Annotated in this window: 23 protein-coding genes; 10 read left to right on the top strand and 13 right to left on the bottom strand. The window is 67.1% G+C overall.

The window, feature by feature from the left end; all coding sequences use genetic code 11:
• Positions 1-3: 3 nt before the first annotated feature.
• Positions 4-390, bottom strand: coding sequence for a lactoylglutathione lyase (gene gloA / locus HMPREF2886_RS25410; RefSeq protein ID WP_003110007.1), 387 nt, complete (start codon positions 388-390; stop codon positions 4-6).
• A gap of 376 nt (positions 391-766) precedes the next feature.
• On the opposite strand from gloA, the gene mexP reads away from it, so the two are divergent.
• From mexP to HMPREF2886_RS25365, 9 genes are all read left to right on the top strand, one after another.
• On the top strand, positions 767-1,924 hold the full coding sequence (gene mexP / locus HMPREF2886_RS25405; protein ID WP_033970134.1) for a multidrug efflux RND transporter periplasmic adaptor subunit MexP: 1,158 nt from the start codon (positions 767-769) through the stop codon (positions 1,922-1,924).
• Positions 1,921-5,082: a multidrug efflux RND transporter permease subunit MexQ gene (gene mexQ, locus HMPREF2886_RS25400; protein ID WP_058173241.1), complete on the top strand. Its 3,162-nt coding sequence runs from the start codon at positions 1,921-1,923 to the stop codon at positions 5,080-5,082. The genes mexP and mexQ overlap by 4 nt, the downstream gene beginning before the upstream one ends.
• Positions 5,079-6,554 (top strand): multidrug efflux transporter outer membrane subunit OpmE, encoded by a 1,476-nt coding sequence (gene opmE / locus HMPREF2886_RS25395; RefSeq protein ID WP_070748616.1) that lies wholly within the window; start codon positions 5,079-5,081, stop codon positions 6,552-6,554. Before mexQ ends, opmE begins: the two co-directional genes overlap by 4 nt.
• Before the next feature lie 579 nt (positions 6,555-7,133).
• Positions 7,134-7,328 carry a heavy-metal-associated domain-containing protein gene (locus tag HMPREF2886_RS25390; protein ID WP_003092060.1) on the top strand — a complete coding sequence of 65 codons (195 nt, stop codon included), beginning with the start codon at positions 7,134-7,136 and terminating at the stop codon, positions 7,326-7,328.
• A gap of 400 nt (positions 7,329-7,728) precedes the next feature.
• A complete protein-coding gene (locus HMPREF2886_RS25385) occupies positions 7,729-8,766 on the top strand; it encodes an HOASN domain-containing protein (protein WP_058173243.1) in 1,038 nt (345 codons plus the stop codon).
• Positions 8,767-8,798: 32 nt separating this feature from the next.
• Positions 8,799-9,785 (top strand): HOASN domain-containing protein, encoded by a 987-nt coding sequence (locus tag HMPREF2886_RS25380; protein WP_033970145.1) that lies wholly within the window; start codon positions 8,799-8,801, stop codon positions 9,783-9,785.
• 30 nt (positions 9,786-9,815) lie between these two features.
• On the top strand, positions 9,816-11,249 hold the full coding sequence (gene purB, locus HMPREF2886_RS25375; protein WP_042169825.1) for an adenylosuccinate lyase: 1,434 nt from the start codon (positions 9,816-9,818) through the stop codon (positions 11,247-11,249).
• Complete coding sequence (locus HMPREF2886_RS25370) at positions 11,249-12,700, top strand: class-II fumarase/aspartase family protein (RefSeq protein ID WP_033975582.1); 1,452 nt, start codon at positions 11,249-11,251, stop codon at positions 12,698-12,700. The genes purB and HMPREF2886_RS25370 overlap by 1 nt, the downstream gene beginning before the upstream one ends.
• A gap of 49 nt (positions 12,701-12,749) precedes the next feature.
• Positions 12,750-13,823: a class I SAM-dependent methyltransferase gene (locus HMPREF2886_RS25365; protein ID WP_039027326.1), complete on the top strand. Its 1,074-nt coding sequence runs from the start codon at positions 12,750-12,752 to the stop codon at positions 13,821-13,823.
• Between the two features lie 186 nt (positions 13,824-14,009).
• On the opposite strand, the gene HMPREF2886_RS25360 is transcribed toward HMPREF2886_RS25365, so the two are convergent.
• The 12 genes from HMPREF2886_RS25360 to metG all read right to left on the bottom strand — a co-directional run bounded on the left by HMPREF2886_RS25360 (position 14,010) and on the right by metG (position 25,542).
• Entirely contained in the window at positions 14,010-14,189 is a 180-nt protein-coding gene (locus tag HMPREF2886_RS25360; protein ID WP_003092052.1) for a PA3496 family putative envelope integrity protein, read from the bottom strand.
• Positions 14,190-14,297: 108 nt separating this feature from the next.
• Positions 14,298-14,936, bottom strand: a complete 639-nt coding sequence (gene nth, locus HMPREF2886_RS25355; protein ID WP_033970149.1) for an endonuclease III — start codon at positions 14,934-14,936, stop codon at positions 14,298-14,300.
• Complete coding sequence (locus HMPREF2886_RS25350) at positions 14,933-15,649, bottom strand: electron transport complex subunit E (RefSeq protein ID WP_022579699.1); 717 nt, start codon at positions 15,647-15,649, stop codon at positions 14,933-14,935. Before HMPREF2886_RS25350 ends, nth begins: the two co-directional genes overlap by 4 nt.
• Positions 15,642-16,286: an electron transport complex subunit RsxG gene (rsxG, locus tag HMPREF2886_RS25345; RefSeq protein ID WP_039027327.1), complete on the bottom strand. Its 645-nt coding sequence runs from the start codon at positions 16,284-16,286 to the stop codon at positions 15,642-15,644. The genes HMPREF2886_RS25350 and rsxG overlap by 8 nt, the downstream gene beginning before the upstream one ends.
• Positions 16,286-17,320, bottom strand: a complete 1,035-nt coding sequence (locus HMPREF2886_RS25340; protein ID WP_033970151.1) for an RnfABCDGE type electron transport complex subunit D — start codon at positions 17,318-17,320, stop codon at positions 16,286-16,288. Before HMPREF2886_RS25340 ends, rsxG begins: the two co-directional genes overlap by 1 nt.
• A 2-nt stretch (positions 17,321-17,322) precedes the next feature.
• A complete protein-coding gene (rsxC, locus tag HMPREF2886_RS25335; protein ID WP_070748614.1) occupies positions 17,323-19,647 on the bottom strand; it encodes an electron transport complex subunit RsxC in 2,325 nt (774 codons plus the stop codon).
• Entirely contained in the window at positions 19,644-20,210 is a 567-nt protein-coding gene (gene rsxB, locus HMPREF2886_RS25330) for an electron transport complex subunit RsxB (protein WP_033970153.1), read from the bottom strand. Before rsxB ends, rsxC begins: the two co-directional genes overlap by 4 nt.
• Positions 20,207-20,791: an electron transport complex subunit RsxA gene (gene rsxA, locus HMPREF2886_RS25325; protein ID WP_023084047.1), complete on the bottom strand. Its 585-nt coding sequence runs from the start codon at positions 20,789-20,791 to the stop codon at positions 20,207-20,209. Before rsxA ends, rsxB begins: the two co-directional genes overlap by 4 nt.
• A 136-nt stretch (positions 20,792-20,927) precedes the next feature.
• The gene (gene tsi3 / locus HMPREF2886_RS25320; RefSeq protein ID WP_033975570.1) at positions 20,928-21,365 is read right to left on the bottom strand and encodes a T6SS effector muramidase immunity protein Tsi3; all 438 of its coding nucleotides are present in this window, start codon (positions 21,363-21,365) and stop codon (positions 20,928-20,930) included.
• Complete coding sequence (gene tse3 / locus HMPREF2886_RS25315; protein ID WP_070748612.1) at positions 21,362-22,588, bottom strand: type VI secretion system effector muramidase Tse3; 1,227 nt, start codon at positions 22,586-22,588, stop codon at positions 21,362-21,364. Before tse3 ends, tsi3 begins: the two co-directional genes overlap by 4 nt.
• Positions 22,589-22,674: 86 nt before the next feature.
• On the bottom strand, positions 22,675-23,475 hold the full coding sequence (locus HMPREF2886_RS25310) for a DUF4349 domain-containing protein (RefSeq protein ID WP_003117530.1): 801 nt from the start codon (positions 23,473-23,475) through the stop codon (positions 22,675-22,677).
• A gap of 33 nt (positions 23,476-23,508) precedes the next feature.
• Positions 23,509-25,542, bottom strand: a complete 2,034-nt coding sequence (metG, locus tag HMPREF2886_RS25305) for a methionine--tRNA ligase (RefSeq protein WP_033975566.1) — start codon at positions 25,540-25,542, stop codon at positions 23,509-23,511.
• A 130-nt stretch (positions 25,543-25,672) separates the two neighbouring features.
• Between metG and apbC the strand changes: the two genes are divergently transcribed.
• Complete coding sequence (gene apbC / locus HMPREF2886_RS25300; protein WP_003092020.1) at positions 25,673-26,767, top strand: iron-sulfur cluster carrier protein ApbC; 1,095 nt, start codon at positions 25,673-25,675, stop codon at positions 26,765-26,767.
• Positions 26,768-26,802 lie beyond the last annotated feature (35 nt).

Below are 26,802 nucleotides of genomic sequence, written 5' to 3'. Positions count from 1 at the left end.
CGCTCAGGAAGACTTCTGGATCAGTTCGATCTTGTAGCCGTCCGGGTCGGTCACGAAGGCGATCACGGTGGTGCCGTGCTTCATCGGCCCGGCTTCGCGGGTGACCTGGCCGCCGTTGTTGCGGATGTCGTCGCAGGCCTGGTAGGCGTCGTCGACCTCGATGGCGATATGGCCGTAGCCGGTGCCGATCTCGTAGGCATCCACGCCCCAGTTGTGGGTAAGCTCGATCACCGCGGAATCCGCCTCGTTGCCATAGCCGACGAAGGCGAGGGTGAACTGGCCATCGGGATAGTCGTTCTTCCTGAGCAGGGTCATGCCTAGCACCCGGGTATAGAAATCGATCGAGCGATCGATGTTTCCGACCCGGATCATGGTATGGAGAATGCGCATTTTCAGTGCCTCGAGCTTCACGGTCAAAGGCCGATTTTACCATGCGGCCGGCAACCGGCTGCGAGATCGGGATCGTCCCCGTCCCGGCGACCGGCCCTTTGCCGGACTTCCCTTCCTACGGGGCGTTTCCCCTCTTCCCTGGGCCGGCCGTCGATAGCCGGTCGGCCTGCCTCCGCCACCCTCCCGAGCTGCCCGCTGCGTCTCCGAGCGTGCCAGGCATCCCGCCTCCGGTGACCTGCCGAAAGCTCGCTGCGCCTTCGCCATGAGGACGGAAAAAAGGGGGGTTGACCTTGCCAAGGTGTCAAGGTCGATAACCGGCCACGGAAGCGGTTTCGTCCAGCCAGGCCACGCAGGCTCAGACCAGGAAGGCACAACAATGAATCTCAGACACTTCATCCGCATCACCGCGACGCTAGGTGTCGCGGCCCTTATCGCTGGCTGCGGGGAATCGGCGCCGCCCGGGGCGGCGAGCGCCCCGCCAAGCGTTCCCGTCGCCGAGGTGGTGGTTCGCCCGGTGACACCCTACGCCGAGTTCACCGGCTCGCTGACCGCTGTCGAGCAGGTAGAACTGCGGCCGCGCGTCGCCGGCTACATCCAGGACGTTACGGTGCCGGAAGGCCGCCTGGTAGAGAAGGGCCAGCAACTGTTCCTCATCGACCCGCGCGTGTTCAAGGCGGCGCAGGATGCCGCCAGGGCGCGCCTGCGCGAAGCCGAGGCCGCGGCGTTGCTGGCGCGCACCGAACACGAGCGAGCCGAGCTGCTGTATGCGCGGAAGGTCGTCGCCCGGGAGCGGCTCGACAGCGCCATCGCCTCGCGCAATGCCAGCAAGGCCCAGGTCGATGCGGCCAGGGCTGCCCTCGACGCGGCGCAACTGGATCTCGGCTTCACGCGGGTGACGGCACCGATCGGCGGGCGTGTCGGGCATATCCAGGTCACCGAGGGCAACTACGTCACCCATGGCGTCACCGTGCTGACCAGCATCGTTTCGGTCGATCCGCTGTACGTGTACTTCGATGTCGACGAGCGCACCTACCTGCAGGCCCTGGCGCCGACCCGCGGCAGGGAAGGCGAGCAGCCCCCCAGGGTCAAGGTGGCGCTGCTCACCGACGAGTCCTATGGACGAAGCAGTCGCCTCGATTTCCTCGCCAATGCCGCCGACCGCGGGACCGGCACGGTCCGGGTTCGGGCGGTGGTCGACAACCCGGACGGGCAACTGACGCCGGGGCTGTTCGCCAAGGTCAGGCTGGAGACCGGCAAGCCTCGCGAGCAGGTGCTGGTCGCCGACCATTCCATCGGCACCGACCAGGGCAGGCGCTATGTGCTGGTCGTCGACGAAGGCAACAAGACCCAGTACCGGCCGGTGGAACTCGGCCCGATGGTCGACGGCCTGCGGGTCGTCCGCCAGGGCCTGCAGCCGGGCGAGCGCATCGTCGTCAAGGGCCTGGTGCGGCCGGACATGCAGATCACACCGCGCCTTGCGGAAATCGACGGCACACCCGTCGACCTGTCGAAGACCGTGGGGGCCGCACAATGACATTCCCACGCTTCTTCATCGATAGGCCGATCTTCGCCATCGTTCTTTCGGTGCTGATGATGATCGGAGGCATCGTTTCGTTCTTCCAGTTGCCGCTGAGCGAATACCCGGCGGTGACGCCGCCGACCGTGCAGGTGACCACCGCCTATCCCGGCGCCAACCCCGACGTGATCGCGCAGACGGTGGCGACGCCGCTGGAGCAGGCGATCACCGGGGTCGAGGGGATGCTGTACATGTCCTCGCAGTCGGCCACCGACGGGCGAATGATCCTGACCATCACCTTCGACCAGCACATCGATCCCGACATGGCCCAGATCCAGGTACAGAACCGGGTCTCGCGGGTGCTCTCGCGCCTGCCCGACGAGGTGCAGCGGCAGGGCGTGGTCACCCAGAAGACCTCGCCGGACATCCTCATGGTGGTGCACCTGCTGTCGCCGGAACAACGCTACGACCCGCTGTACATCTCGAACTACGCCTACCTCCAGGTGCGCGACGAACTGCTGCGCCTGCCGGGGATCAGCGATGTGGTGGTGTGGGGCGCCGGCGAATACAGCATGCGCCTGTGGCTCGACCCCGACCTGATCGCCGCGCGCGGGCTGACGGCGGGCGAGGTGATCGCCGCGGTTCGCGAGCAGAACGTCCAGGTGGCGGCCGGCGCCGTCGGCCAGGCGCCGGACTCCACCGCGGCCTTCCAGGTCACGGTGAATACCCTCGGGCGCCTGAGCGACGAAGAGCAGTTCGGCGACATCATCGTCCGCACCGGCGCCGACGGCCAGGTGACGCGCCTGCGCGACGTCGCGCGGATCGAGATGGGCGGCGATGCCTATGCGCTGCGCAGCCTGCTGGACGGCGAGCCGGCGGTGGCCTTGCAGATCGTCCAGAGCCCCGGAGCCAACGCGCTGGATACCGCCGAGGCGGTGCGTGCCACCGTGGCGAGGCTCGAAGGCAACTTCCCGGCCGGCCTGAGCGCGCGCATCGCCTACGACCCGACGGTGTTCGTCCGCGCTTCCTTGCAGACCGTGGCCACCACCCTGCTGGAGGCGATCCTGCTGGTCGTGGTGGTGGTGGTGCTGTTCCTGCGTAGCTGGCGTGCTTCGCTGATTCCGCTGATGGCCGTGCCGGTCTCGCTGGTCGGCACCTTCGCCGTCATGCACCTGATGGGTTTCTCGCTGAATACCCTGTCGCTGTTCGGCCTGGTGTTGTCGATCGGCATCGTCGTCGACGACGCCATCGTGGTGGTGGAAAACGTCGAGCGCCACATCGAGAACGGCGAGCCGCCGCTCCAGGCCGCGCGGCGTGCGATGGACGAGGTCACCGGGCCGATCATGGCGATCACCTCGGTGCTGGCGGCGGTGTTCATCCCCACGGCCTTTCTCAGTGGCCTGCAGGGCGAGTTCTATCGTCAGTTCGCCCTGACCATCGCCATCTCCACCATCCTGTCGGCGCTCAACTCGCTGACCCTCAGCCCGGCCCTGGCGGGCCTGCTGTTGCGTCCGCGGCCGGCCGGAGATGCGGTGGCGGGGCGTTTCCAGCGACTGCTCCAGGCCCTCGGCCGACCGTTGCGGAATGCCCCCGAGGCCTACGGCAACGCGGTGCGCAAGGTGGTGCGGGTGAGCGGCCTGGCCCTGGTGGTCTATGGAGGCCTGCTTGGCCTGACCTGGGTCGGTTTCCAGGCGGTGCCACCGGGCTTCGTGCCGATGCAGGACAAGTACTATCTGGTCGGCATCGCCCAGTTGCCGAACGGAGCGTCGCTGGAGCGTACCGATGCGGTGGTCAGGCAGATGTCCCGGATCGGCCTCGACGAGCCGGGGGTGGAGAGCGTCGTGGCCTTCCCCGGCCTGTCGGTGAACGGTTTCGTCAACGTGCCGAACGCCGCGGTCATGTTCTTCATGCTCGACCCGTTCGAGTCGCGCACCTCCGCCGATCTCGGCGCGCTGGCCATCGCCGGGCGCCTGCAAGCCAGGTTCGCCAGCATTCCCGACGGCTTCCTCGGGGTCTTCCCGCCGCCGCCGGTACCGGGGCTGGGAACCATCGGCGGCTTCAAGATGCAGGTCGAGGATCGCGGCGGCGCCGGGCTGGAAGCCCTGGCCAGGCAGACCCAGGTGCTGATGATGAAGGCCACTGAGTCCGGCCAGCTCGGGGGCTTGATGACCAGCTTCGATATCAATGCCCCGCAGCTCGAGGTGGTGGTCGACCGCACCAAGGTGAAGAGCCAGGGCGTTCGCCTGGCCGATGTGTTCGAGGCATTGCAGGTCTACCTCGGCTCGCTGTACATCAACGACTTCAACCGCTTCGGTCGCACCTACAAGGTCACTGCCCAGGCCGATGCGCCGCACCGCATGCAGGCCGAAGCCATCGGGCGCCTGCAGGTACGCAATGCCGCCGGGGCGATGTTGCCGCTGTCCTCGTTCGTCACCGTGACGCCCAGCTCCGGTCCCGACCGGGTGATCCACTACAACGGCTATCCGTCGGCCGATATCAGCGGCGGCGCGCTTCCCGGCGTCAGTTCGGGACAGGCGGTGGCGTTGATGGAGCGCCTGGCCGGCGAAGTGCTGCCCGAGGGCATGACCTTCGAATGGACCGACCTGACCTACCAGCAGAAGCTGGCCGGCAACAGCGCGCTGTTCATCTTCCCGCTGTGCGTGCTGCTGGCCTACCTGATCCTCGCCGCGCAGTACAACAGCTGGCTGTTGCCGCTGGCGGTCTTGCTGATCGTGCCGATGTGCCTGCTCAGCGCGATCGCCGGGGTGTGGCTGGTGGGCGGCGACAACAACGTGTTCGTCCAGATCGGGCTGGTGGTGCTGGTCGGCCTGGCGGCGAAGAACGCGATCCTGATCGTCGAGTTCGCCCGCACGCTGGAGGCCGAGGGCGCCCGTGCGCTGGAGGCGGTGGTCGAGGCTTGCCGCCTGCGCCTGCGGCCGATCCTGATGACCTCGCTGGCGTTCATCGCCGGCGTGGTGCCGTTGGTCATGGCCAGCGGCGCCGGAGCGGAAATGCGCCAGGCGATGGGCGTCGCGGTATTCGCCGGGATGCTCGGGGTGACGCTGTTCGGCCTGTTTCTCACGCCGGTGTTCTACGTACTGGTACGGGCACTGGCGGCGCGCCTGGAGCGGCGCGCCAGCGGCAGCCTGGCGCATCTGGAGGGGGGGCGTCCATGAAGCCATACCTGCGGTCTTCGTTGAGCGCGCTGATCCTGCTGGGCGGCTGTGCCGCGGTGGGGCCCGACTATGTGCCGCCGAGCGCGTCCGCACCGGCCAGCTTCGGTGCGATGCCGGTGGGTATCGATGACGGTGGCGTGGAGATCGAGTGGTGGCGCGGGTTCGACGAGCCAGCCCTGGAGTCTCTGATCCAGCGGGCGCTCGCGGCGAACCTCGACATCGCCCTTGCCGGCGCGCGCCTGGACGAAGCGAAGGCGCTGCTGCGCGAGAACCGCGAAGAGTTCCTGCCGCGCGGCGGGCCGGCGTTCGATTACCAGGCCCGGCGGCGCGGCGAGGTGGAAACACCGGCCGGCCAGCAGCGCGACATCGAGACCTATCGCGGCGCGCTGGATGCCTCCTGGGAAATCGACCTGTTCGGCCGGGTGCGGCGCTCGGTGGAGGCCGCCGAGGCGCAGGCGGGCTCGCGCGAGGCCCTGCTGCGCAACGTGCAGGCGAGCGTCGCGGCTACGGTTGCCATGACCTGGTTCCAGCTACAGGGCATCGAGGCCGAACTTGCGGTGGTCCATGACATCGCCGGCAACCAGCGCGACAGCCTGGAGATGGTCGAGCGCCTGGTCAGCGCCGGCTCCGCCCACGAGTTCGACCGGCTGCGCGCCGAGGCGTTATTGCACAACGTCGAGGCGGCCGTGCCCGACCTCGAACGGCGCCGCGCCGCCACCCGCAATGCGCTGGCCGTTCTCCTCGCGGAAGCCCCGCAGGCCTTCAGCCCGCCGGTCGCCCGCGTCTCCGGGGAAAGGCTGGCGCTCCGCACCCTCGGGGTCGGCGACCCGGCGGGACTGCTGGCGCGTCGCGCCGACATCGCCGCGGCCGAACGCAACCTGGCGGCCGCGACCGCACGTATCGGCGTCGAGACCGCGGGGCTGTATCCGCAGGTCGAGGTGCGCGGCTCGATCGGCCTGGTCGCCGGCAATCTCGATGCTTTGGATGAGAGTGGCACGTCCTTCAACCTCCTGAACCCGGTGATTCGCTGGGCGTTACTCGACCGCGGTCGCGTGCGGGCGCGGATCGCCGCCAGCGAAGCCCGTGCGCGGGAGGCATTGATCCTCTACGACCGGACGGTGCTGCGCGCCCTGCAGGAGACCGATGATGCCTTCAACGGCTATGGCGCTGCCGCTGACAGGCTCCGCCTGCGCCTGCTCGAGGCGACGGCCAATCGCGAGGCGGCGCGCCTGGCCCGGGAGCGCTTCGTCCAGGGGGACGGCGAGTACCTGGACGTGCTCGAGGCGGAACGCTCGGACTACCTCAGCCGGCGCGCATTGAGCATCGCGCGCACCGAGCAGCGCCTTGCCGTCGTGGGTATCTACAAGGCGCTGGGGGGTGGCTGGGAGGCCTGCGCGGGGGCGCGGCGCTGTGGCGTGGCTACCGACGATACCTCTCCAGGCGTGGCACGGCAGCGCGACAGTCGCTCCTGATCAGCCGCCGGCCTTCGCTCGACTGCCTGGGTCGAGGGCCGTGCGGCGCGTCCTCCGGTTATTTGGCGAACCCCGGGAGTACGGATTGCCTGGCGCGGATCACTCGTCCCTGTCCGCCTTATCGATAAGTCGGTTCCGAACTCTTTTCGGTAGTTCATTCAGATGGATGAGTGAAGAGGGCAGATGGAAAGTATCTGCTCGGGGCTTCAATGTTCAGAAGAGTGGGGAAATATTACTTTCTCACTGTTCTTCAGGTACGTTCCGGCTGCCCGCCGTTTCTTATTGAATGAAGTCACTCCTGTTCCTCTGCGCTCGCGCCGCACGGAGACGTCGAATACATATCGTCGAGAGGTTCTTCAATGGTGAGTGGAGCTGGCTGACGCGGTATCTCGGTTGTCTGGCGGAGTTGTTCTCTATGTTCGAACTTGGCTTTGCTCGTTGTTTTAAGTTTGCGGAATAACCTCTGGAACTATTCATATGAATTTTTGAAAGTTTGGTTTACCTGAGAGATTTATGAGTTGACCTTGTCACGATGGCAGGACTCATGGTTCGCAGGAGTCAACAAACCAGGAGGTTGCGATGTTTTCTTTCCATATTCCGAACATGACCTGCGGCGGTTGTGCCAAGACTGTCACCCGTATCCTGCACGGCGTCGATCCCCAGGCGCGCGTAGAGACCGATCCCCCTCGGCGCGAGGCCAGGGTCGAGAGCACTCTGGACAAGCACGCATTCCTCGAGGCGTTGAGCGAGGCCGGTTATCCGGAGGGCCGTTGAGTGCATGGGCATGACGCAGGCGTAGGGTCGGATAGTAGCGTTTCGCCCAGTGCCGGCAATAGGAAAATGATTTTCATTGAAGTCCGCGTTCCATATGCCATCAATGGCGCTTGGCTATTGTGGAAAGAACTCTTTGGAATTTGTAAGTCAATATTTCAGTCGGCCGCGAGGTGACAGTTATGTAAACGGCAAGAGGCGCTGACAGGAAACCGTAAAAGTTATTCTCCGATGGATTCGCAGGCCTTTAGCTCGGGGTTTTTCGCAGCGCATCCAGTGTTATCGAAGAGCACCTTTCGGCGAACTCCGTTGTCCGCCGACAAGGCCGCTGCATTGCTTGACCTTGCCACCGTGGCAAGCTTTACGGTCGCCCCGCACAACAACAAAAACAAGGGTGATCCAAATGACTTCAAATCCGTTACAGCAATGCTGCAATGCTTCCTCCGATATGAATATCCGCCCCCAGCGGACAATGTCGGAACCTGCCCGAAATGCATCGGTTCTCCTGGCTGAAGCCTTGAAACCGGGTGCCTCCCTGGACCAGATCACGCTCGCGCTCGAGGCGATTCTCGCGGTCACGGCCAAAGGCCTGGGCGGCGATGCTTCGGCTTATGCGCAGTACCAGGCGTTGCTCCTGGAACTGCACGTAGGCAGCGATCCGCATACGGAGCCGACCCGCCGCTGGATGGCGAGCCAGGTCTACCTGGTCGAGGATCGTTTCGCTCCCGAGCCGGCCGGTTTCAGCGCCGTCCCGGTGGAGGAGTTCCGCAAGAAGGTCGACGCCGAGATCGAGGCGCGCAGCCGGGTGCGCCATCCCATGTCGGTCCACCTGTTCCAGGGCACGCCGCCGGTCGAGGACGTGCGTTTCTTTCTGGAACACCATTGGGTCCGCTCCTACAACTTCTACAGCCTCCTGGCGGAGCTGGCCTTCCGCTTCGAAAACATCGAGGACGCCTCGGTGTTCTACCGCAACCTCTACGGCGAGGCCGGGGCGGAGACGCCGGAGCGCTCGCACCCCGCGTTGCTGTCCCACCTGATGACCTACTTCGACATTCCGCTGCGCATCGATTTCCCGGCGCTGCATCCGCTGGAAAAGGCCTACCTCAACAACCGTATCCGTTGCGTGCGGCACACCGATGTCGCCTGGGGCCTTGCGCTCCTGTACGCGGTCGAGTCGGTGAGCTGCGTCAACCATCGGCGCATCTACGAACTCCTGCAGCGCCTGGGCGTGCCCGAGCAACCCAGCGAGTTCCATCGCCTGCACGGCACCCAGGACGAGATCGATACCGAGGAGATGTGGGCGCTGATCGCCAAGTTCGCGCCGAGCGAAGACTTCCAGCGCAAGTTCATGCAGTCGCTGGCGCGCCACTTCGAAATCAACCGGGCCTACTTCGACCTGCTCTGGGAGCAGATGCAGGCGAATTCCCTGGCCATGGCCTGATACCTATCCAGAACAAGAACAAGGAGTACAGGATGAATACCCGCAATTTTTCCCTGCCGCAGTTGCAGAACCTGCCCATCGATGAAGCACGCATCGTTGCCGATGCGCTGGCCGTCCATGCTACTTCCCGCCAGATCGATAGCGCCGCGAGCAAGCTGGCCGCGCTGACCGAGGCAGGGCTCAAGGGCGACCGCCAGGCCTATGCCGCGTACCAGCAGTTGCTCTACGTCCTTTCGTTGAGCGACGACGTGGCGACCGCCCAGACCCGGCGCTGGCTGGCCCGGGCGATCTATCGCGTCGAAGAGCGTTTCATGCCCGCCGCCGATCTTTCCAGGGCGCTGTCCGAGGAGGATTTCCAGAAGCGTCTCGAACAGGAAATCGCCGCGCAGTCCCGCGAGCGGCACCCGATGTCGCAGTACGTGTTCTCCGGCTCGGCCTCCCGCGCGCAGCTCCAGGTGTTCCTCCGTCACCAGTGGTTCCGTACCTTCCGCCTGTACCGCGATGCGGCCGACCTGTTGGTCAACCTGACCGATGTGGACGAGGCCGCGGCGCTCGCGCGCTACCTCTATGGCGAGTTGGGCGAGGAAGACGAAAAGGGTTCGCATCCGCGCCTGCTGGCCAAGCTGCTCGAGGCCATCGGCCTGGAGGCGGACTTCCAGGCCGTCTCGACGATGCCCGAGGAAATCGCCTACCTGAACAATCGCGCCCGTGCCTTCCGGCATGCCGAGGTCGGTTGGGGACTGGCGGTGTTCTACATCACCGAACTGGTCGTGCCGGGGAACCACGAAAAGCTCTATCGGGCCCTGCTCCAGGCTGGCCTGAGCGAGGACCAGGCGGAGTACTACAAGGTCCACATCAGCCTCGTACCGCCGCGGGCCAAGCGCGAATGGCAACTCATCGCGCGGCGGATTCCGGACGTGCAGTTCCAGAATGCGTTCCTGACCTCGCTATCGCAGCACTTCCGTGTGGAAAGGGCCTATTACGACGCGATCTGGGAAGAGATGCAGAGCGTCAAGTGACTTCCACCGGGACAAAGCGAGCACTCGAAAATGCCAAGTCACATTACGGAATCCCGTATACACGGGGGCGCCTACTCGTCCCCGGCATTCGCCGCGATCTTTTCCGATACCAACCAGGTGCGGAGGTGGCTGGATGTCGAGCGAGCCTTGGCGGCGACCCAGGCCGAGATGGGCATCATCCCCCACGAGGCGGCGCGGGAGATCGACCGCGCCGCCCAGGTGGAGCGCTTCGACCTCACGCAACTGGGCCGCGAAAGCCTGGAGACAGGGCACCTGCTGGTGCCTACCATCCGCGCCCTGGCGAGGTCGTGCGAGGGTAGCTGGGGGGAGTACGTGCACTATGGCGTGACCACCCAGGACATCCTCGACACCGGGCTGATGCTGCAGGTCAAGGACGCCTGGGGCCACGCGCTCGGGCTCCTGCACTCGATCCGTGGCCATCTGCTGGCGCTCGCCTTGCGTCACCAGCACACGCCGATGGCTGCACGCACCCACGGGCAGCAGGCGCTGCCCACGACCTTCGGCTACAAGGTCGCCGTCTGGGTGGATGAAGTCGACCGCCACCTGGCGCGCTTCGACGAGGCGCGCGAACGCGTCCTGGTCGGCAACCTGACCGGTGCCGTGGGAACCCTGGCGTCGTTCGGCGCCCAGGGCTTCGAGCTACAGCGGCGAACCCTGGCCAGGCTTGGCCTCGGCGCGCCGTCGACCAGTTGGCACAGCGCCCGGGACCGGGTGCTGGAGGTTGCCGGGTTGCTGGTCCAGGTGTCGGTGACGCTGGGCCGGGTGGCGAACGAGATCTACCACCTGCAGCGCAGCGAAATCGACGAGGTACGCGAGGGTGGCCGGCCGGGACAGGTAGGTAGCAGCACCATGCCGCACAAGCGGAACCCGTCGTCGGTCGACCTGGTCAGCGCGCTGTCGCGGCTGGTGCGGGCGCAGATGGTGGCGCTCACCGATGCCGCGTTCCAGTTGCACGAGCGCGACGGCACCGCTTGGCGCATCGAGTGGGCGGCGTTGCCGGAGCTGTTCGTCTACGCCGGCGCCTTGCTGACCCGCATGGAGGCGGTGCTGGCCGAGGGGCTCGAGGTGCGCGAGGAACGCATGCGCACCAACCTCGACCTGCTGGGGGGGCTGATCCTGTCGGAGCGGGTCATGCTCGCGCTGGCGGGGCAGTTCGGCAAGCAGACCGCCCACGAACTGCTCCATGAGGTAACCCAGGCCTCCCAGCGGCAGGGCGTTCCGTTCCGCGAGGCGTTGCTCGGGCAGCCAAGGTTGCGCGGCTGTTTCAGCGCCGAGGCGCTCGAAGAACTGCTCGACCCCGTCGGCTACGTCGGCCTCGCCGCGGAGATGGTCGACCTGGTCGCCGGCAAACCACGAACCGGCGCGTCGGGCGACAGGCCCGAAGGCACCGCCTCTTCCCAAGGTAATCCCGGTCAGTCCCAGTACGTGATGGAGGATAGGTGATGGATGCTGAATCGCTGGAAATGCTTGCCCGTTCCTCGTGCACCGCGCATCCGCAGAGCTTCGGCGGCGCACCGGCCGAGTCGTCCTGCAAGCACGAACACAGTCACATCGTTGACTCTAAAACCCATGGCGGCGGCTACGCCGGCCCGGTGAGCCGCCGGATCTTCTGTAGCCACTGCCGCCTGCAACGCTGGCTCGACGTGGAGGCGGCGCTGGCGCTGGCGCAGGCCGATGTCGGCGTCATCCCGCCCGAGGCCGCGCTGGAGATCGCGAAGGCCGCCAGGCTTTCGGCCGTCGACCTGCAGCAGATCGCCGAGGGTGTGGCCAGCACCGGGCATTCGCTGATGCCCCTGCTGGGCGCGCTGCAAAGGAACTGCAGCCCCGGCGCGCGCGAGTACGTGCATTTCGGCGCGACCACGCAGGATATCCAGGACACCGCGCAGTCCCTGGAAATGCGCGATGTGCTGGATGAAACGGAGCGGGCGCTGGATATCCTCCTGGACCGGCTCTCGGTGCTGGCGAGCGGGACCCGCAATGCGCTGATGGTCGCCAGGACCCACTCGATCCCGGCGTTGCCGACCACCTTCGGGCTGAAGGTGGCCGGCTGGATCGACGAGTTGCTGCGTCACCGCGAACGCCTGGGCGAGGCGCGCAAGCGGATCCTGGTGGTGCAACTGTTCGGCGGCGTGGGCACGATGGCCGCCTTCGGCGACGAGGCCATGCTCCTGCTCGAAAGCTTCGCGCGGCGGCTGTCGCTGGATGTGCCGCTGGCGGGTTGGCACGTGTCCCGCGACCGGGTTACCGAGTTCGTCAGCACCCTGGCCATGGTCACCGCGTCCCTGGCGCGGATCGCCGACGAGATCCGCACCCTGAACCGCTGGGAGATCGGCGAGCTGGAGGTGGGCTGGACGCAGCAGCAGATCGGTAGCAGCACCATGCCCCACAAGCGCAATCCGGAAGGCTGCGAGCAGGTCGTGGTGCTGGCCCGGCTGGCCAAGGCCCAGGTCCTGCTCGCGCTGGACGCCATGATCCTCGAGCACGAGCGGGACTACCGCGGCACGCGCCTGGAATGGTGTGCGGTGGCGGACGTTTCCCACTATGCGCTGATGGCGCTGTCGCTGCTGACCGACACCATCGACGGGCTCACGGTCCACGACGAGACCATGGCGCGGACGGCGAATGCATACAGCGATGCGATCTGTACCGAGGCGTTCGTCTTCGAGATGGCCAAGCAACTGGGCAAGAGCAGCGCTTACGAAATCATCTTCGAGATCACCCAGGCCTGCCAGCGCAAGCGGATTCCGATGCGCCAGGCGCTCGAGTCGGATCCGCGGGTGGGCGCCGTCATGCCGAAGGAAACCCTGGCCAGGCTGTTCGAGCCGCGGACCCATCTCGGCATGGCCGGGACCATCGTCGACAAGGTGCTGGACAAGGTCGCCGGCCACCACTGAATCACCCGCCGCCAGAGGCGGCGGTACTGCACATCAACGGAGAACAAGAATGACAAAGGCTAACGAGATCGAAACCGCGAAGGTCAAGCAGTTTTCAGCACGGATCATGGAGGACTACGGCAATACCCTGCGCGGCGCGATGCTCTACATCGGCGACCGCCTGGGGCTGTTCAAGGCGCTCGCCCATGGCCAATGGGTGACCCTGGAAGAACTGGCGCAGCAGACCGGCTACACCACCCGCTACCTGCGCGAATGGCTGGGCAGCATGGTCACCGGCAACTACCTGGCCTACGATTCGCAGAGCAGGAGCTATCGGTTGCCGGCCGAGTTCGTCCCGGTGCTCGCCGACGAGGACTCGCCTTATTTCGCCGGCGGGATCATCCAGTTGAGCGTGCCCTTCGTGAGCATGGCGCCGAAGATCATCGAGGCCTTCCGCTGCGGCGGCGGTTGCCCCGAGGAATCCTTCCCGCTGGAAACCTGGGAAGGCATGGAGCGCATGACCATGCCCTGGTACAAGCACTTCCTCGTGCAGCACTGGATTCCTTCGCTGGATGGCGTCAAGGAAAAGCTCCAGGCGGGTGGCAGCGTGCTCGATTTCGGCTGCGGCAGCGGGCTGGCCGCGATCATGATGGCCAAGGCGTTCCCCGAAGCCCAGGTCTATGGCTGTGACTTCCACGCGCCGTCCATCGAACGTGCGCGGGCGAACGCCGAGGCCGCGGGGGTCGGCGACCGGGTGCGCTTCGAGGTCAGCGATTCCGATGCGCTGGCGGGCAAGAAGTTCGACTTCGTCACGACCTTCGTGGTCATCCACGACGCGACCGACCCGCAGCAGATGATGAAGGACCTGCGCGAGTCGACCGCCGACGATGGGACCTACCTGATGGTGGAACTCAACCTGTCGCAGGAACTGCACGAGAACATGAACCTGTTCGGTCGCGTGATGTACCCGCAGAGCACGCTGTATTGCATGACCTGTTCGCTGTCCCACGGCGGCGAGGGCCTCGGTGCCTTCATGGGCGAGGACCGCGCGCGGCAGATGGCCGAGGCCGCCGGCTTCAGCCGCTTCCGCAAGGTGCCTTCGGAGTGGCCGCCGCTGCCGGCGCTGTTCGAACTGCGGCCCTGACGGCGGCCGGGACGGCGACCTCCGGATAGCGGTTGCCGTGGCCGCCGCCCGGCGCGTGCCGGCTGGGCATGGCGGTCTCGGCTCGATCGCACTGGTGTTCAGGCCCGCTTCGGCGGGCTTTTCATGGCCGCCGGAAAAACGAAGCCCCGCCAATTGCGGGGCTTGCTTGCGGTGTGGGCGGCGCTCTCACAGGTCGAAGTCGTAGTCCGACAACTGGCGCTGCAGGCGGCGTTCTTCCAGCAGGTTGTCGATGATGCGACGCTTGGTCAGGTTGGTCTTGGCCACCTCGACGCTGGTTTCCTCGCCGTCATCCTCTTCAACGCCGGCTTCGTCGTCGATCTCGAGTTCTTCTTTGGCTTTTGCCATGACATTCACTCCAACTTATGGGGTGGTGATGGCGCACCTTATAGCGACAAAGCCGTGGCTGGTAAAAAAGATTTTTTCAATCGTAAAGATAGGATTTCGAATAGTTGATCAATCGTCTGAAGTCTTGTGCTTGTATTCGCACAGGTCCTCGATCCGGCAGCTTCCGCATTGCGGCTTGCGCGCCTTGCAGACGTAGCGGCCATGCAGGATCAGCCAGTGATGGGCATCGAGCAGGTACTCGCGTGGCACGAACTTCAGCAGTTTCTTCTCCACCTCCAGAACGTTCTTTCCCGGTGCTATGCCGGTGCGGTTGGCGACGCGGAAGATATGCGTGTCCACCGCCATGGCCAGTTGCCGGAAGGCGGTGTTGAGCACTACGTTGGCGGTCTTGCGGCCAACCCCGGGCAGGGCTTCGAGGTCCTCGCGGTTGTCGGGGACCTGGCCGCCGTGTTTTTCCATGAGGATGCGGCAGGTTTCGATGACGTTCTTCGCCTTGCTGTTGTAGAGGCCGATGGTCTTGATGTACTCCGACAGCCCCTCGACGCCGAGGGCGTGGATCGCCTCGGGGGTGTTGGCCACCGGATAGAGGCGGGCGGTGGCCTTGTTCACCCCGACGTCGGTGGCCTGGGCGGAGAGGATCACCGCGATGAGCAGTTCGAAGGGGGTGGTGTAGGCCAGTTCGGTCCTTGGCTCGGGGTTGTCTTCGTGCAGTCGGCGGAAGATCTCCGCGCGCTTGGCGGCATTCATTCAATCACTCCGGTGACGCGGACGCGCTGGCGCTGGGTGGCGGGTACGTCGCCCGCCTGCGCCTTGGCGCGTTCCGCCAGGCTTTCATCGATACGGTTCTTCAGGGCGATCAGCAGGCCGAGCATGATGAACGCGCCCGGCGGCAGGATCGCCAGCAGGAAACCCTGGTACTGCGGGAACGGCTGGATCTTCCAGTCCGCCGCCGCCGGGCCGAACAGCAAGTGCATGTCGGCCAGCAGGGTACCCTGGCCGAGCAGTTCGCGCAGGCCGCCGAGGACCAGCAGGACCAGGGCGAAGCCGAGGCCCATCAGCAGTCCGTCGAAGCTGGCGCGCAGCACGCCGTTCTTCGCCGCGAAGGCCTCGGCGCGACCGAGGATCACACAGTTGGTGGTGATCAGCGGGATGAAGATGCCGAGGACCTGGTACAACTCGTAGGTCCAGGCCTGCATCAGCAGTTCGATGCAGGTGGTCAGCGCGGCGATGATCATGACGAACGCCGGCAGTCGGATCGCCTCGCTCACCGCGCCGCGTACCAACGATACCGCGGCATTGGAGCAGGCCAGCACGAGCATGGTGGCCAGGCCCAGGCCGAGGGCGTTGACCGTCGAGTTGCTGGTGCCCAGCAGCGGGCACAGGCCGAGCAACTGGACCAGGCCCGGGTTGTTGCGCCACAGGCCGTTGCGGGCGATCTCGCGGAAATCTTGTTCACTCATGTCCGGCAGCCTCTTCGGGGGCGAGCAGGCGTTCGCGGTTGGCGTCGAAGTAGCGCAGCGCCTTGTGCACGGCGCGGACCACGGCGCGCGGGGTGACGGTGGCGCCGGCGAACTGGTCGAACGTACCGCCGTCCTTCTTCACCGCCCAGCCGGCGTCCGCCGGATCGCCCAGGCTCTTGCCGTCGAAACCGTGCACCCAGGGACTCCTGGCCAGCTCGATGCGGTCGCCGAGGCCGGGGGTTTCCTTGTGCGCGACGACCCGCACGCCGAGCAGCCGGCCCTGGGCGGTGACCCCGACCAGTAGCTGGATGGCGCCGCTGTAGCCATCCGGCGCGCTGGCCTGGAGGATCACTGCGCTGGCCTGGCCGTGCAGGCGGGCGACATAGGCCGGACGCGGCGCATCCAGGCCGAGCAGCTTCGGCGCGAAGGTTGGCACCTGGCTGTCCAGCGGATGGTTGTCGTAGCTGCCCGGCGGCAGCAGTTCCAGCAGGGCGCGGCCGCGCGCCTCGCGCTGGGCTTCGGCGATGCGCGCCTCTGTGAATTGCTGCACCAGGGCCACCAGGCCCACCCCGACCAGGGCGAAGAGCCCGAGCAGGAGGGCGTTGCGCAGCATCGAACGGCGAGTCGCGGCGTCCATCAATCGCCTGCCTTGAAGCCGCGCTCGGCCTTGCGATGGCCGTAGGTGCGCGGCCGGGTGTAGTAGTCGATGGTCGGCGCCGCCAGGTTCATCAGCAGCACGGCGAACGCCACGCCATCGGGATAGCCGCCCCAGGCGCGGATGACGTAGGTGAGGACGCCGACGCCGAGGCCGAAGACCAGCCGCCCGCGATTGCTGGTGGCGCCGGACACCGGGTCGGTGACGATGAAGAAGGCGCCGAGCATGGTCGCCCCGCTGAACAGATGGAACAGCGGCGAGCCATGGGAATCGGAGCCGGAACCATTCCAGAACAGCAGGCTCATGGCGAACAGGCCGGCGAGCATGCCCAGCGGCGCGTGCCAGGTGAACAGCCGGCGCCAGAGCAGGAACAGGCCGCCGAGGAGGAACGCCAGGTTGACCCACTCGCTGCCGGCGCTACCGAGGTGGCCGAAGGCCGGGTTGCCGGCGAACAGCTCGTCGACGGTCAGGCTGCGGTCGGTCTTCAGCACGTCGAGGGCGGTGGCGTGGGCCCAGGCGTCCGGCCGGATAGCGAGGCCGAGGAATTCGCGGAGGCTGTCGGGCAGGCCGAGGGCACTGTCCGGCGAGGGCCAGCGGGTCATTTCCAGGGGAAACGAGACCAGCGCCACGACGTAGCCGAGCATCGCCGGGTTGAACGGGTTCTGTCCGAGGCCGCCGTACAGGTGCTTGCCGAACACCAGGGCGAAGAAGGTCGCCACCAGGGTCAGCCACCAGGGGGCGTAGGGCGGCAGGGCGACGGCCAGCAACAGGGCGGTGACCAGTGCGCTGCCGTCCTTGAGGAACACCCCTGGCGGACGTTTGCGCAGGGCCAGCATGGCGGCTTCGCAGGCCAGCGCGACGAGGCTGGCCCAGGCCAGGTTGAGCAGGGTGCCCGGGCCGTACAGCCAGGTCAGCGTCAGCAGGCCGGGGACGCAGGCGCCGAGCACCAGGCGCATGATCGCCGGGGTACGGTTGGGGCCGCGAGCGTGGGGCGAGGTGGGGCGGGGCAGGGCCATGGTCACTCCGTACCGTGTTCGGTCAGGGCGCGCTCGGCGGCGCTCAGGCGCGTGCGGGCGGCGGCGAGTGCGGCGGCGTCGGCGTTCCCCAGGCGTTCGAGCTTCTTCAGGGCGGCGCGGGCGTAGGCCAGCTCGGTCTTCAGCTCGCGGGTGCGCGGGTCGACCGGATGCTTGTCGATCCGCACCAGCTCCGGCGCCGGCTTGCCGCAGGCGTCCTCGGCGGCATGCAGGTCGCGCTCGGCGGCTTGCAGCTCGCCGCGCAGGCGTTCCAGCTCGCTGTCCATCACCCCGGCCTGCTCGGCCTTCTTCAACGCCGCGCGCTTGCCGACCAGGGCGATTTTCGCCCGCTTCAGCGCCGCCTGGCCGTCGTCGCGGGGCGCCGCGGGCTTCGGCGCGTGACGCTCGAGGCGGGCCAGGGTGGCTTCGCAACGCTCGACCTCGGCGCGCAGTTCGTCGAGGGTCGCCCGCTGCTCGGCGCCGGGCGCTTCGCCGAAGGCCTTTTCCGAGCGCTTGAGCTGGGCGCGGGCCATGGCGGCCTGGGCCTTGGCCTTCTTCAGTTCGGCTTCGTCGCCGAGCGCGGCAGGCGGTGCGCTGGGTAGGTCGCGCGGCAGGCTGGCTTCGGCATCGGCCAGGGCCTTGTCGGCGGCCTCGGCGGCGGCGCGCAGTTCCGCGACCAGGCCATGCTGTTCCGGGGTGTCGTGGCTGAGCAACTGTTTCTCGGCCTTCTTCAGGGCCACCCGCGCCATGCTCGCTTCGATCTTCAGCCGTTTCAGCCGTTCGCTGCCGCTACCGGCCTGCTTGCGCGCCCTGGCCCGCTCGATCGCCGCCTGCACCGGGTCGACCGCCGTGGCGGGGGCGGCTTCCTCGCGCTCGGCCTGGGCGGCGCGCGCCCGCGCGGCCTTCTCCGCGCGTTGGGCGCGTTCTGCGGCCCGGCGCTCCTCGTCGCGGCGCAGGCGAGCCTGGCGTTGCTCGAAACGCTCGCGGGATTGTTCGGCCTTCAGCAACTTCTGCCGCTGCTCGCGGATCTCCGCCTTGGACGCGCGGTAGTACTGCACCAGGGGAATGCTCGACGGGCAGACGTAGGCGCAGGCGCCGCATTCGATGCAATCGAACAGGTTGTGGGCGAGCAATTGCTCGTGCTCGTCGCCCAGGGCGAAGAAATGCAGTTGTTGTGGCAGCAGGCTGACGGGGCAGACCTGGGCGCAGTCGCCGCAGCGGATACAGGGCATGGCCGGCACTGGTTCCGGCAGCTCCGTGGCATCGCCGGCGAGCAGGCAGTTGCAGGTCTTGATCAGCGGCACCGAGAGATCGGGCAGGGCGAAGCCCATCATCGGCCCGCCCATCAGCACGCGTTCCAGACGTCCCTCGGCGAGGCCGGCGAACGCCAGCAACTCGTGTACCGGCGTACCGATCAGCGCCTCGACGTTCATCGGCCGCTCCAGGGCGCCGCCGGCGAGGGTAGTGATCCGCGAGATCAGCGGCCGACCGAGGACGACGGCATCGTGCACGGCGGCCAGGGTGCCGACGTTCTGGCACAGGATGCCGATGTCCGCCGGCAGGCCGTCCGCCGGGACTTCCCTGCCGGTGAGCAACTGGATCAGCTGGCGCTCGCCGCCCGAGGGATAGCGGGTCGGCAGGGCGACGATGCGATAGGGCCGTTCACCGAGGGCGGCGCCGAGGGCGGCGATGGCTTCCGGCTTGTCGTCCTCGATGCCGACCAGCACCTCTTCGGGACGCAGGATATGCACCAGGATATCGATGCCGTCCAGCACCTGCGTGGCGCGCTCGCGCATGAGCAGGTCGTCGGCGCTGATGTAAGGCTCGCATTCGGCGCCGTTCACCACCAGCGTATGGATCTTTTCCGCCGGGCGCGCGGCGAGCTTGGCCGCGGTGGGGAAGCCGGCGCCGCCGAGACCGCCGATGCCGGCCGCGCGGATGCGTTCGAGCAGCGCCAGCGGGCTTTCGGCGCGGAAGTCCGGGCAGGGATGCAGATCGGTCCAGCGCTCCAGGCCGTCGCTGGCGATGACGATGGCCGGCGCGGGAAGACCGGAGGCATGCGGATAGGGGTGTGCGCCGATCGCCACCACGGTACCCGAGGTCGGGGCATGCAGTGCGGCGCTGACGGTGCCGTCCGGGAGGGCGATGGTCTGGCCCTTGAGCACGGCCTGGCCGACTTCCACGCAAGGCCGCGCCGGCGCGCCGATGTGCTGGCCGAGCGGCACGATGTAGCGCTGCGCCAGCGGCGCCTGCTGGATCGGCAGGGCGGTGGAGCGCTCCTTGTTGCCTGGCAGGCAGAGGCCGCCGGGGAAGGCGTGCAGGGCGCTCATGCCGCTCGCTCCCGGTCGCTGGCGATCAGTTGCGGCGACGGCTGCGGCCATTTCCAGTGGCGCACGTCGTCCGGTATCTCGCGCATCTCGATGCAGTCCACCGGACAGGGCTCCAGGCACAGGTCGCAACCGGTGCATTCGTCGGCGATCACCGTGTGCATCAGCCGTGCGGCGCCGACGATGGCGTCCACCGGGCAGGCCTGGATGCACTTGGTGCAGCCGATGCATTCGGCCTCGCGGATGTAGGCCACTCGCGCCGGGGTTTCCTCGGCGGCGTCGAGCGGCTCGGGCTCCAGGTCGAGCAGGTCGGCGAGGGCGCGGATGGTCGCTTCGCCGCCCGGCGGGCACTTGTTGATCTTGTCGCCGGCGGCGATCGCCTCGGCGTAGGGCTTGCAGCCGGGGTAGCCACACTGGCCGCACTGGGTCTGCGGCAGCAGGGCGTTGACCTGCTCGGCGACTGGGTCGCCCTGGACGCGGAAGCGCACCGCCGCATAGCCGAGCAGCGCGCCGCCGGCCATGCAGATCGGCAGCAGCGCGCCGATCGCCAGGAACACGCCGTTCATGGCCGGACCAATCCGCTGAAGCCCATGAACGCCAGCGACATCAGGCCGGCGGTGATCATGCCGATAGCCGCGCCGCGGAACGGCGCCGGCACATCGGCGATGGCGATGCGCTCGCGCAGGGCGGCGAACAGCACCAGCACCAGGGAAAAGCCCAACCCGGCGCCGAAGCCCTGGGTAGTGGCCTGGAGGAAGCCGTATTCGGCCTTGCTGGCGTTGAGCAGGGCGACGCCGAGGACGATGCAATTGGTGGTGATCAGCGGCAGGAAGATGCCGAGCACCCGGTACAGCAGCGGGCTGGTCTTCTTCACCAGCATCTCGGTGAACTGCACCACCACCGCGATCACCAGGATGAAGCCGATGGTGCGCAGGTACTCCAGGTCCAGCGGGCGCAGCACATAGCGTTGCAGGATATGGCTGCACATCGCCGCCAGGGTCAGGACGAAGGTGGTAGCGAGGGACAGGCCGATGGCCGTCTCGATCTTCCGCGACACGCCCATGAACGGGCACAGGCCGAGGAACTGCACCAGGACAAAGTTGTTGACCAGGATGGCGCTGACCAGGATCAGGGCGAGTTCAGTCATACGCGAAGCATTCGTTGCAGGGCCGGGGCCGTCGGGGGAAATCCCCTATTATCGGGCGGGATTGTCCTGCAAGGCTAGCGCAAACACGTACGAAAGACGGGGAGACGGACTGCCGCTGCGTCTCCCGGGGACGCGCTCACTGCAATCTGGCCCGCTCCAGCAGCGCCCAGGCCAGGGCGAAGGTCGGTTCGCCATCCTCGCTCTGCTCGCTGGCGCTGACCACGATCCACCGCGCGCCCGCCGGCTTGGCTGCCCACAGGCGGTATTCGCTGCCTGCGGAGCCGCCGTCGTCTTCCTCTATCTTGTAGCGCGCCTCGCCGTCGCCCAGGCGCCTGCTCGCCAGGTCGGGCGGGGGCGGCGCCTCCTGTCGCTGGACTTCCAGTTGGCGTGGGTTGCGCAGCTTGCCGCCTTCGTCGAAGCGGAAGCCCTCGGCGCTGCGCCGCGCGTCGAAGCCGACGGGGCGTTCCACCACCAGGCCGTTCGGGTGGGTCAGGGTCTTGTCGAAGTCCACCCCGGACTCCGCGGTGCAGGCCAGCAGGGCGAGGCTGGCGAGAATCAGGGCGACTGTCTTCATGGGAACCTCATTCCAGGGTCGAGGAAGGTGGCGTAGGCATCGTCGACGAACATCGGCCAGCCCGGCGACAGGTTGTCGTCCCAGGGCCGCGAGGTGTATTCCGAGGCCAGCGCACGGACATTGTCCCGCGGCCAGTTGCGCGGATTGCCGGCGTAGGCGCGGAGATCGATGGAGGGAAATGCGCCGCGGGTCTTCGGCAACTTGCGCAGCTCCTGTTGCGACGCCAGGTTGGCGACGTAGCGGATGTAACGGGCGGTGGCGAAGATGTTGAATTCGTCGGAAGCCAGCAGGGTGGCGACCGCCTTGCGCGACAGGCCGCGGCGCACCGGCTGGCCGAGCAGGTCGGTGAACAGCTCGTACTTGATCGCGGTGGAGACCACCACCTGGCCGAGGCCGATGGAGGTGTTGGCGCTCTTGATGCTGACTGCCGCCTGATAGTCCTTGGCGTCTTCGTCGCGGGTCTGGTCACGCTGCTCGGCGAGGATGATCGCGCCGATCAGTTGCGGCGTCAGGTCGTACTTGCGCGCGGCCGCGGACATGACCTTGGCCCGCGACGGCGGGTTGCCCGGATAGGCGTCGGGGAACAGCGTGCTGATCGGCTGGCCGACCAGCGTCTGTGCCTGGTTCAGCTTGTCTTGCGGCGACAGCTGGCTCAGGTAGGCGCCCAGGTCGCCGAGCGGGTTGCTGTACTTGGTGACGGTCGCCGGGTCCTTGTTGAGCAGCTTGAGCTGGTCGCCTAGGGCGATGGACGGCAGGTCGGTCGGATTGACGCCGGTGGCGCCGACCCCGCTGAACGGACCCTGGATCGCCTGGCTGGCCACCCCGGTGGCGCCGGCCGCGGCGAAGCCCAGGCGGCCGGCGGCGTCGGCGAGGTCGGCGCAGATGTCGAAGAAGGTGATGGTGGGGAAGTAGATCCAGTTGTCGGTCTGGGTGCCCAGGGGATTGTTGATCAGGCTGCGGATCAAGGCACTGCGTGCCTGGTAGCGCTGCATGGTGGTGCGCCCGGCGATGCTGGCGATCAGCGAGCGCGCCAGTTCCGGCGGGCCCACCCGCTGGAACAGCTTGATCAGCGAGCCGCTCTTGTCGAGTGCGGCGATGGTCGCATCGGGCACGTTGTCGTTGCGGATCGCGGCGATCACCCGGCGGGCTTCCTGGCGGGTCACCTGCCAGTCGTTCCAGCTATAGGAAATCAGTGACTCGATCAGGTCGCTGGTGGCGGTCATCGGTCTTCCTCCTTGTGAGTTGCCAGGTCCGTCAGGCGGTCCTGGGCGAAAGAGCGGACCCTCCCGGTCCGCCCGTATGCCTGGGCTCAGCGCGCCTCGTTCTTGCCAGGCCGCCGCAGCCAGCGCCACAGGCCGCGCAGCAACAGGCCCAGCGGCAGCAGCACGACGAGGAACGGCAGGCTGTAGGCGAAGAACTTCATTGCGGCGATGGTGCCATCGACAAGGTCGTCGAGCAGTTGCCCGGCGGCCGTGGCGAGCTGGCCGAGGCGGCTGTCCGGCTGCGCCTCGCTGCTGAAGCTCAGGGTCAGCAGGTTGGTAGCGATGCGCCGCTGCTGCTGGGCGCCGGCCTGGGCGTTGTCGGCCAGTTGGGCTTCCACCGCGGCGATTTCCTTGGCCAGGGCCAGCAGGTCGCCGACGCTCATGTCCTTGCGCCCCTGGTATTGCTGCAGGGTCTGGTACTCGCGTTGCAGGCGCTCGCGTTGCTGGCGGGTGTCGGCGACCGCCTGGGCCAGGTCCTCGGCGCGGGTCTGCCGGCTTTCCAGCGTACCGCCCTCGGCAGCGGCCGCGACCAGCTTCTCCACGCCGTCCGGGACGATGCGCACGGTGAGTTCGGCGTAATGGCCGATACCGCCGCGTTGTTCGATGGCGAGCACGTCGCACTGGCCGAAGCGCTCGCTGTTGCAGGCGTCGCGGCTGGCGGCGAGTTGCGCGTCGATACGCGCGGCGGGAAGGCGGATGCCGACGCGGTGTTCGTAGGCGAGGGCGGTGCCGGGCTTGCCCGTCTCGCCCTGGAAACCGGCATTGCCGGAGACGCTTTCGGCGTGTTCGGCGGAGCATCCGTAGAGCGCCGCCAGCAGGACGCCGGCGGCAAGCTTCCATGCGTTCATTCTATCGAGCCCTCCATGGCTTCGTGGTCTGCGTTACTTGACGCGCTGGCCCGGCTTGGCGCCGCTGTCCGGACTCAGCAGGTAGATCTCCTCGCCACCCGGACCGGCGGCCAGGACCATGCCCTCGGACACCCCGAACTTCATCTTGCGCGGCGCCAGGTTGGCCACATAGAGCGTCAGGCGGCCTTCCAGGGCGCTCGGGTCGGGATACGCGCTCTTGATCCCGGAGAACACGTTACGCTTCGCGTCGCCGATGTCCAGCGACAGGCGCAGCAGCTTGTCGGCGCCTTCGACGAATTCGCACTTCTCGATCAGGGCGATACGCAGGTCGACCGCGGCGAAAGCGTCGAAGTCGATCTCCGCGGCGATGGGTTCCTTGACCAGCTCGCCGTTGCCGGCGGGTTGCGATGCGGCGGCGAGGTCTTCCTTGGAGGCTTCGATCATGGCTTCTACTTTCGCGGGCTCGATACGGGTCATCAGGGGCTGGAACGGGTTCAGCTGGTGGTTGGCCAGCAGGGTCTGGTGGTCGGCCCAGGTCAGCGGGGCGACGTTGAGGAAGGCTTCGGCGGCGGTGGCCAGCTTCGGCAGCACCGGCTTGAGGAAGATCACCAGTTGGCGGAACAGGTTGATGCCCAGGCCGCAGACGGCCTGGACCTTGTCCTGCTGGCCTTCCTGCTTGGCCAGCGCCCAGGGCGCCTGTTCGGCGATCCAGGCGTTGGCGCGGTCGGCGAGGGCCATGATCTCGCGCATGGCGCGATTGAAGTCGCGGGCCTCATAGGCCTCGGCGATGCCCGGTGCGGCCTCGCGGAAGGCGGCGAGCAGCTCCGGCGCCGGATCGGCGCCGACCAGCACGCCGGCGTTGCCCTTGTGGATGAAGCCGGCGCAGCGGCTGGCGATGTTGACGACCTTGCCGACCAGGTCGGAGTTGACCTTCTGCACGAAGTCCTCGAGGTTCAGGTCGAGGTCCTCGACGCCGCGGCCGAGCTTGGAGGCGTAGTAGTAGCGCAGGTATTCCGGGTCCAGGTGGTCGAGGTAGGTGCGCGCCTTGACGAAGGTGCCGCGTGACTTGGACATCTTCTGGCCGTTCACGGTCAGGTAGCCGTGCACGTTCAGCGCGGTCGGCTTGCGGTAGCCGGCGCCTTCGAGCATGGCCGGCCAGAACAGCGCGTGGAAGTTGACGATGTCCTTGCCGATGAAGTGGTACAGCTCGGCGCCGGAGTCCTTGCCCCAGAACGCGTCGAAGTCCAGTTCGGGACGCCGCGCGCAGAGGTTCTTGAAGCTGGCCATGTAGCCGATCGGCGCGTCCAGCCAGACGTAGAAGTACTTGCCGGGAGCGTCGGGAATCTCGAAGCCGAAGTACGGCGCGTCACGCGAGATGTCCCACTGCTGGAGGCCGCTGTCCAGCCATTCGGCGAGCTTGTTGGCCACCGACTCCTGAAGGGCGCCGCTGCGGGTCCATTGCTTGAGCATGGCCTCGAAGTCCGGCAGCTTGAAGAAGTAGTGCAGCGATTCCTTGAGCACCGGGGTGGCGCCGGAGATCGCCGATTTCGGGTCCTTCAGTTCGGTCGGGGCGTAGGTCGCGCCGCAGGCCTCGCAGTTGTCGCCGTACTGGTCGGCGGTGCCGCACTTCGGGCAGGTGCCCTTGATGAAGCGGTCGGCGAGGAACATCTGCTTTTCCGGGTCGAAGTACTGGGTCACCGGGCGGGTGTCGATGTGCCCGGCGTCGCGCAGTTTCAGGTAGATCGCGCTGGACAGCTCGCGGTTTTCTTCCGAGTGGGTCGAGTGGTAGTTGTCGAAGTGCACCAGGAAGTCGGCGAAGTCGCCCATGTGCTCGGCGCGCACGGCATCGATCAGTTGCTCGGAGGTGATGCCCTCGCGCTCGGCGCGGAGCATGATCGCCGAACCGTGGGCGTCGTCGGCGCAGACGTAGACGGCCTGGTTGCCACGCATCTTCTGGAAGCGCACCCACATGTCCGTCTGGATGTACTCCAGCATGTGTCCCAGGTGAATGGAACCGTTGGCGTAGGGGAGGGCGCTGGTAACGAGGATCTTGCGTGGTTCGGACATGGGTTCGGCTTATCGGCTGAGAGCTAAACGGATCGGTCACTATAAAGAAGCGGCGGTTTTTTTTCATCCGCGCGCCACTCGGGTAGGATGACCGGCATCGATTCCCCGCTTAACCCTCAGGAAATCCCCCATGTCCGCTATCACTCGCCAAACGGTGGAAGCCACCCTCCGCCAGTACCAGGACCCCTATCTGAACCAGGACCCCGTCAGCGCCGGCTGCCTGCGCGAGGTGGAGATCCAGGGCGACCGCGTGCGGGTGCGCCTGGAACTGGGGTACGCCGCCGGGCTGTTCAGGAACGGCCTGGCGCAAACCCTGCAAATGGCCCTGGAGGCGCTCGACGGCGTCGCTCGCGCCGAGGTCCGGGTCGACTGCGTGATCCAGCCGCACAAGGCACAGCCGCAGGTCGAGGTGATGGGCAACGTGAAGAACATCGTCGCGGTGGCTTCCGGCAAGGGCGGCGTCGGCAAGTCCACCACCGCCGCCAACCTGGCCCTGGCCCTGGCCCGCGAGGGTGCGCGGGTGGGCATCCTCGACGCGGACATCTACGGACCCAGCCAGGGCATCATGTTCGGCCTGCCGGAAGGTACCCGGCCGAAGGTCCGCGAGCAGAAGTGGTTTGAGCCCCTGGAGGCGCACGGGGTCCAGGTGATGTCGATGGCCTTCCTCACCGACGACAGCACGCCGGTGGTCTGGCGCGGACCGATGGTCTCCGGCGCCCTGATCCAACTGATCACCCAGACCGCCTGGGACAACCTCGACTACCTGGTGGTGGACATGCCGCCGGGCACCGGCGACATCCAGCTGACCCTGGCGCAGAAGGTGCCGGTGGCCGGCGCGGTGATCGTCACTACCCCGCAGGACCTGGCGCTGCTCGACGCGAAGAAGGGCGTGGAGATGTTCCGCAAGGTGAACATCCCGGTGCTCGGCGTGGTGGAGAACATGGCGGTGCACATCTGCTCCAACTGCGGCCATGCCGAGCACCTGTTCGGCGAGGGCGGCGGCGAGAAGCTGGCGGCGCAGTTCGGCGTCGAGCTGCTGGCCTCCATGCCGCTGTCGATCGCCATCCGCACCCAGGCCGACAGCGGCCGGCCGACGGTGATCGCCGACCCGGAAAGCCAACTGGCGATGCTCTACCAGGAAATCGCCCGCCATGTCGGCGCGCGCATCGTGCTCAGCGAGCGGGCCAGCGTCGGCCTGCCGAACATCAGCATCAGCGACGACTGAGGCGGTCGGGCAGCCGTCGGCGACGGCTGCCTTTG

Source organism: Pseudomonas sp. HMSC066A08 (assembly GCF_001813025.1).
Taxonomy (GTDB): Bacteria; Pseudomonadota; Gammaproteobacteria; order Pseudomonadales; family Pseudomonadaceae; genus Pseudomonas; species Pseudomonas aeruginosa.
Note: the sequence above shows the minus strand (reverse complement) of the source record. Positions and strands in the feature narration are given on the sequence as shown.

What these genes read in the sequence shown, in the direction of transcription:
- gloA (WP_003110007.1), bottom strand. Translation starts at nt 390, where the DNA reads ATGCGCATTCTCCATACCATGATCCGGGTCGGAAACATCGATCGCTCG.
- mexP (WP_033970134.1), top strand. Translation starts at nt 767, where the DNA reads ATGAATCTCAGACACTTCATCCGCATCACCGCGACGCTAGGTGTCGCG.
- mexQ (WP_058173241.1), top strand. Translation starts at nt 1,921, where the DNA reads ATGACATTCCCACGCTTCTTCATCGATAGGCCGATCTTCGCCATCGTT.
- opmE (WP_070748616.1), top strand. Translation starts at nt 5,079, where the DNA reads ATGAAGCCATACCTGCGGTCTTCGTTGAGCGCGCTGATCCTGCTGGGC.
- HMPREF2886_RS25390 (WP_003092060.1), top strand. Translation starts at nt 7,134, where the DNA reads ATGTTTTCTTTCCATATTCCGAACATGACCTGCGGCGGTTGTGCCAAG.
- HMPREF2886_RS25385 (WP_058173243.1), top strand. Translation starts at nt 7,729, where the DNA reads ATGACTTCAAATCCGTTACAGCAATGCTGCAATGCTTCCTCCGATATG.
- HMPREF2886_RS25380 (WP_033970145.1), top strand. Translation starts at nt 8,799, where the DNA reads ATGAATACCCGCAATTTTTCCCTGCCGCAGTTGCAGAACCTGCCCATC.
- purB (WP_042169825.1), top strand. Translation starts at nt 9,816, where the DNA reads ATGCCAAGTCACATTACGGAATCCCGTATACACGGGGGCGCCTACTCG.
- HMPREF2886_RS25370 (WP_033975582.1), top strand. Translation starts at nt 11,249, where the DNA reads ATGGATGCTGAATCGCTGGAAATGCTTGCCCGTTCCTCGTGCACCGCG.
- HMPREF2886_RS25365 (WP_039027326.1), top strand. Translation starts at nt 12,750, where the DNA reads ATGACAAAGGCTAACGAGATCGAAACCGCGAAGGTCAAGCAGTTTTCA.
- HMPREF2886_RS25360 (WP_003092052.1), bottom strand. Translation starts at nt 14,189, where the DNA reads ATGGCAAAAGCCAAAGAAGAACTCGAGATCGACGACGAAGCCGGCGTT.
- nth (WP_033970149.1), bottom strand. Translation starts at nt 14,936, where the DNA reads ATGAATGCCGCCAAGCGCGCGGAGATCTTCCGCCGACTGCACGAAGAC.
- HMPREF2886_RS25350 (WP_022579699.1), bottom strand. Translation starts at nt 15,649, where the DNA reads ATGAGTGAACAAGATTTCCGCGAGATCGCCCGCAACGGCCTGTGGCGC.
- rsxG (WP_039027327.1), bottom strand. Translation starts at nt 16,286, where the DNA reads ATGGACGCCGCGACTCGCCGTTCGATGCTGCGCAACGCCCTCCTGCTC.
- HMPREF2886_RS25340 (WP_033970151.1), bottom strand. Translation starts at nt 17,320, where the DNA reads ATGGCCCTGCCCCGCCCCACCTCGCCCCACGCTCGCGGCCCCAACCGT.
- rsxC (WP_070748614.1), bottom strand. Translation starts at nt 19,647, where the DNA reads ATGAGCGCCCTGCACGCCTTCCCCGGCGGCCTCTGCCTGCCAGGCAAC.
- rsxB (WP_033970153.1), bottom strand. Translation starts at nt 20,210, where the DNA reads ATGAACGGCGTGTTCCTGGCGATCGGCGCGCTGCTGCCGATCTGCATG.
- rsxA (WP_023084047.1), bottom strand. Translation starts at nt 20,791, where the DNA reads ATGACTGAACTCGCCCTGATCCTGGTCAGCGCCATCCTGGTCAACAAC.
- tsi3 (WP_033975570.1), bottom strand. Translation starts at nt 21,365, where the DNA reads ATGAAGACAGTCGCCCTGATTCTCGCCAGCCTCGCCCTGCTGGCCTGC.
- tse3 (WP_070748612.1), bottom strand. Translation starts at nt 22,588, where the DNA reads ATGACCGCCACCAGCGACCTGATCGAGTCACTGATTTCCTATAGCTGG.
- HMPREF2886_RS25310 (WP_003117530.1), bottom strand. Translation starts at nt 23,475, where the DNA reads ATGAACGCATGGAAGCTTGCCGCCGGCGTCCTGCTGGCGGCGCTCTAC.
- metG (WP_033975566.1), bottom strand. Translation starts at nt 25,542, where the DNA reads ATGTCCGAACCACGCAAGATCCTCGTTACCAGCGCCCTCCCCTACGCC.
- apbC (WP_003092020.1), top strand. Translation starts at nt 25,673, where the DNA reads ATGTCCGCTATCACTCGCCAAACGGTGGAAGCCACCCTCCGCCAGTAC.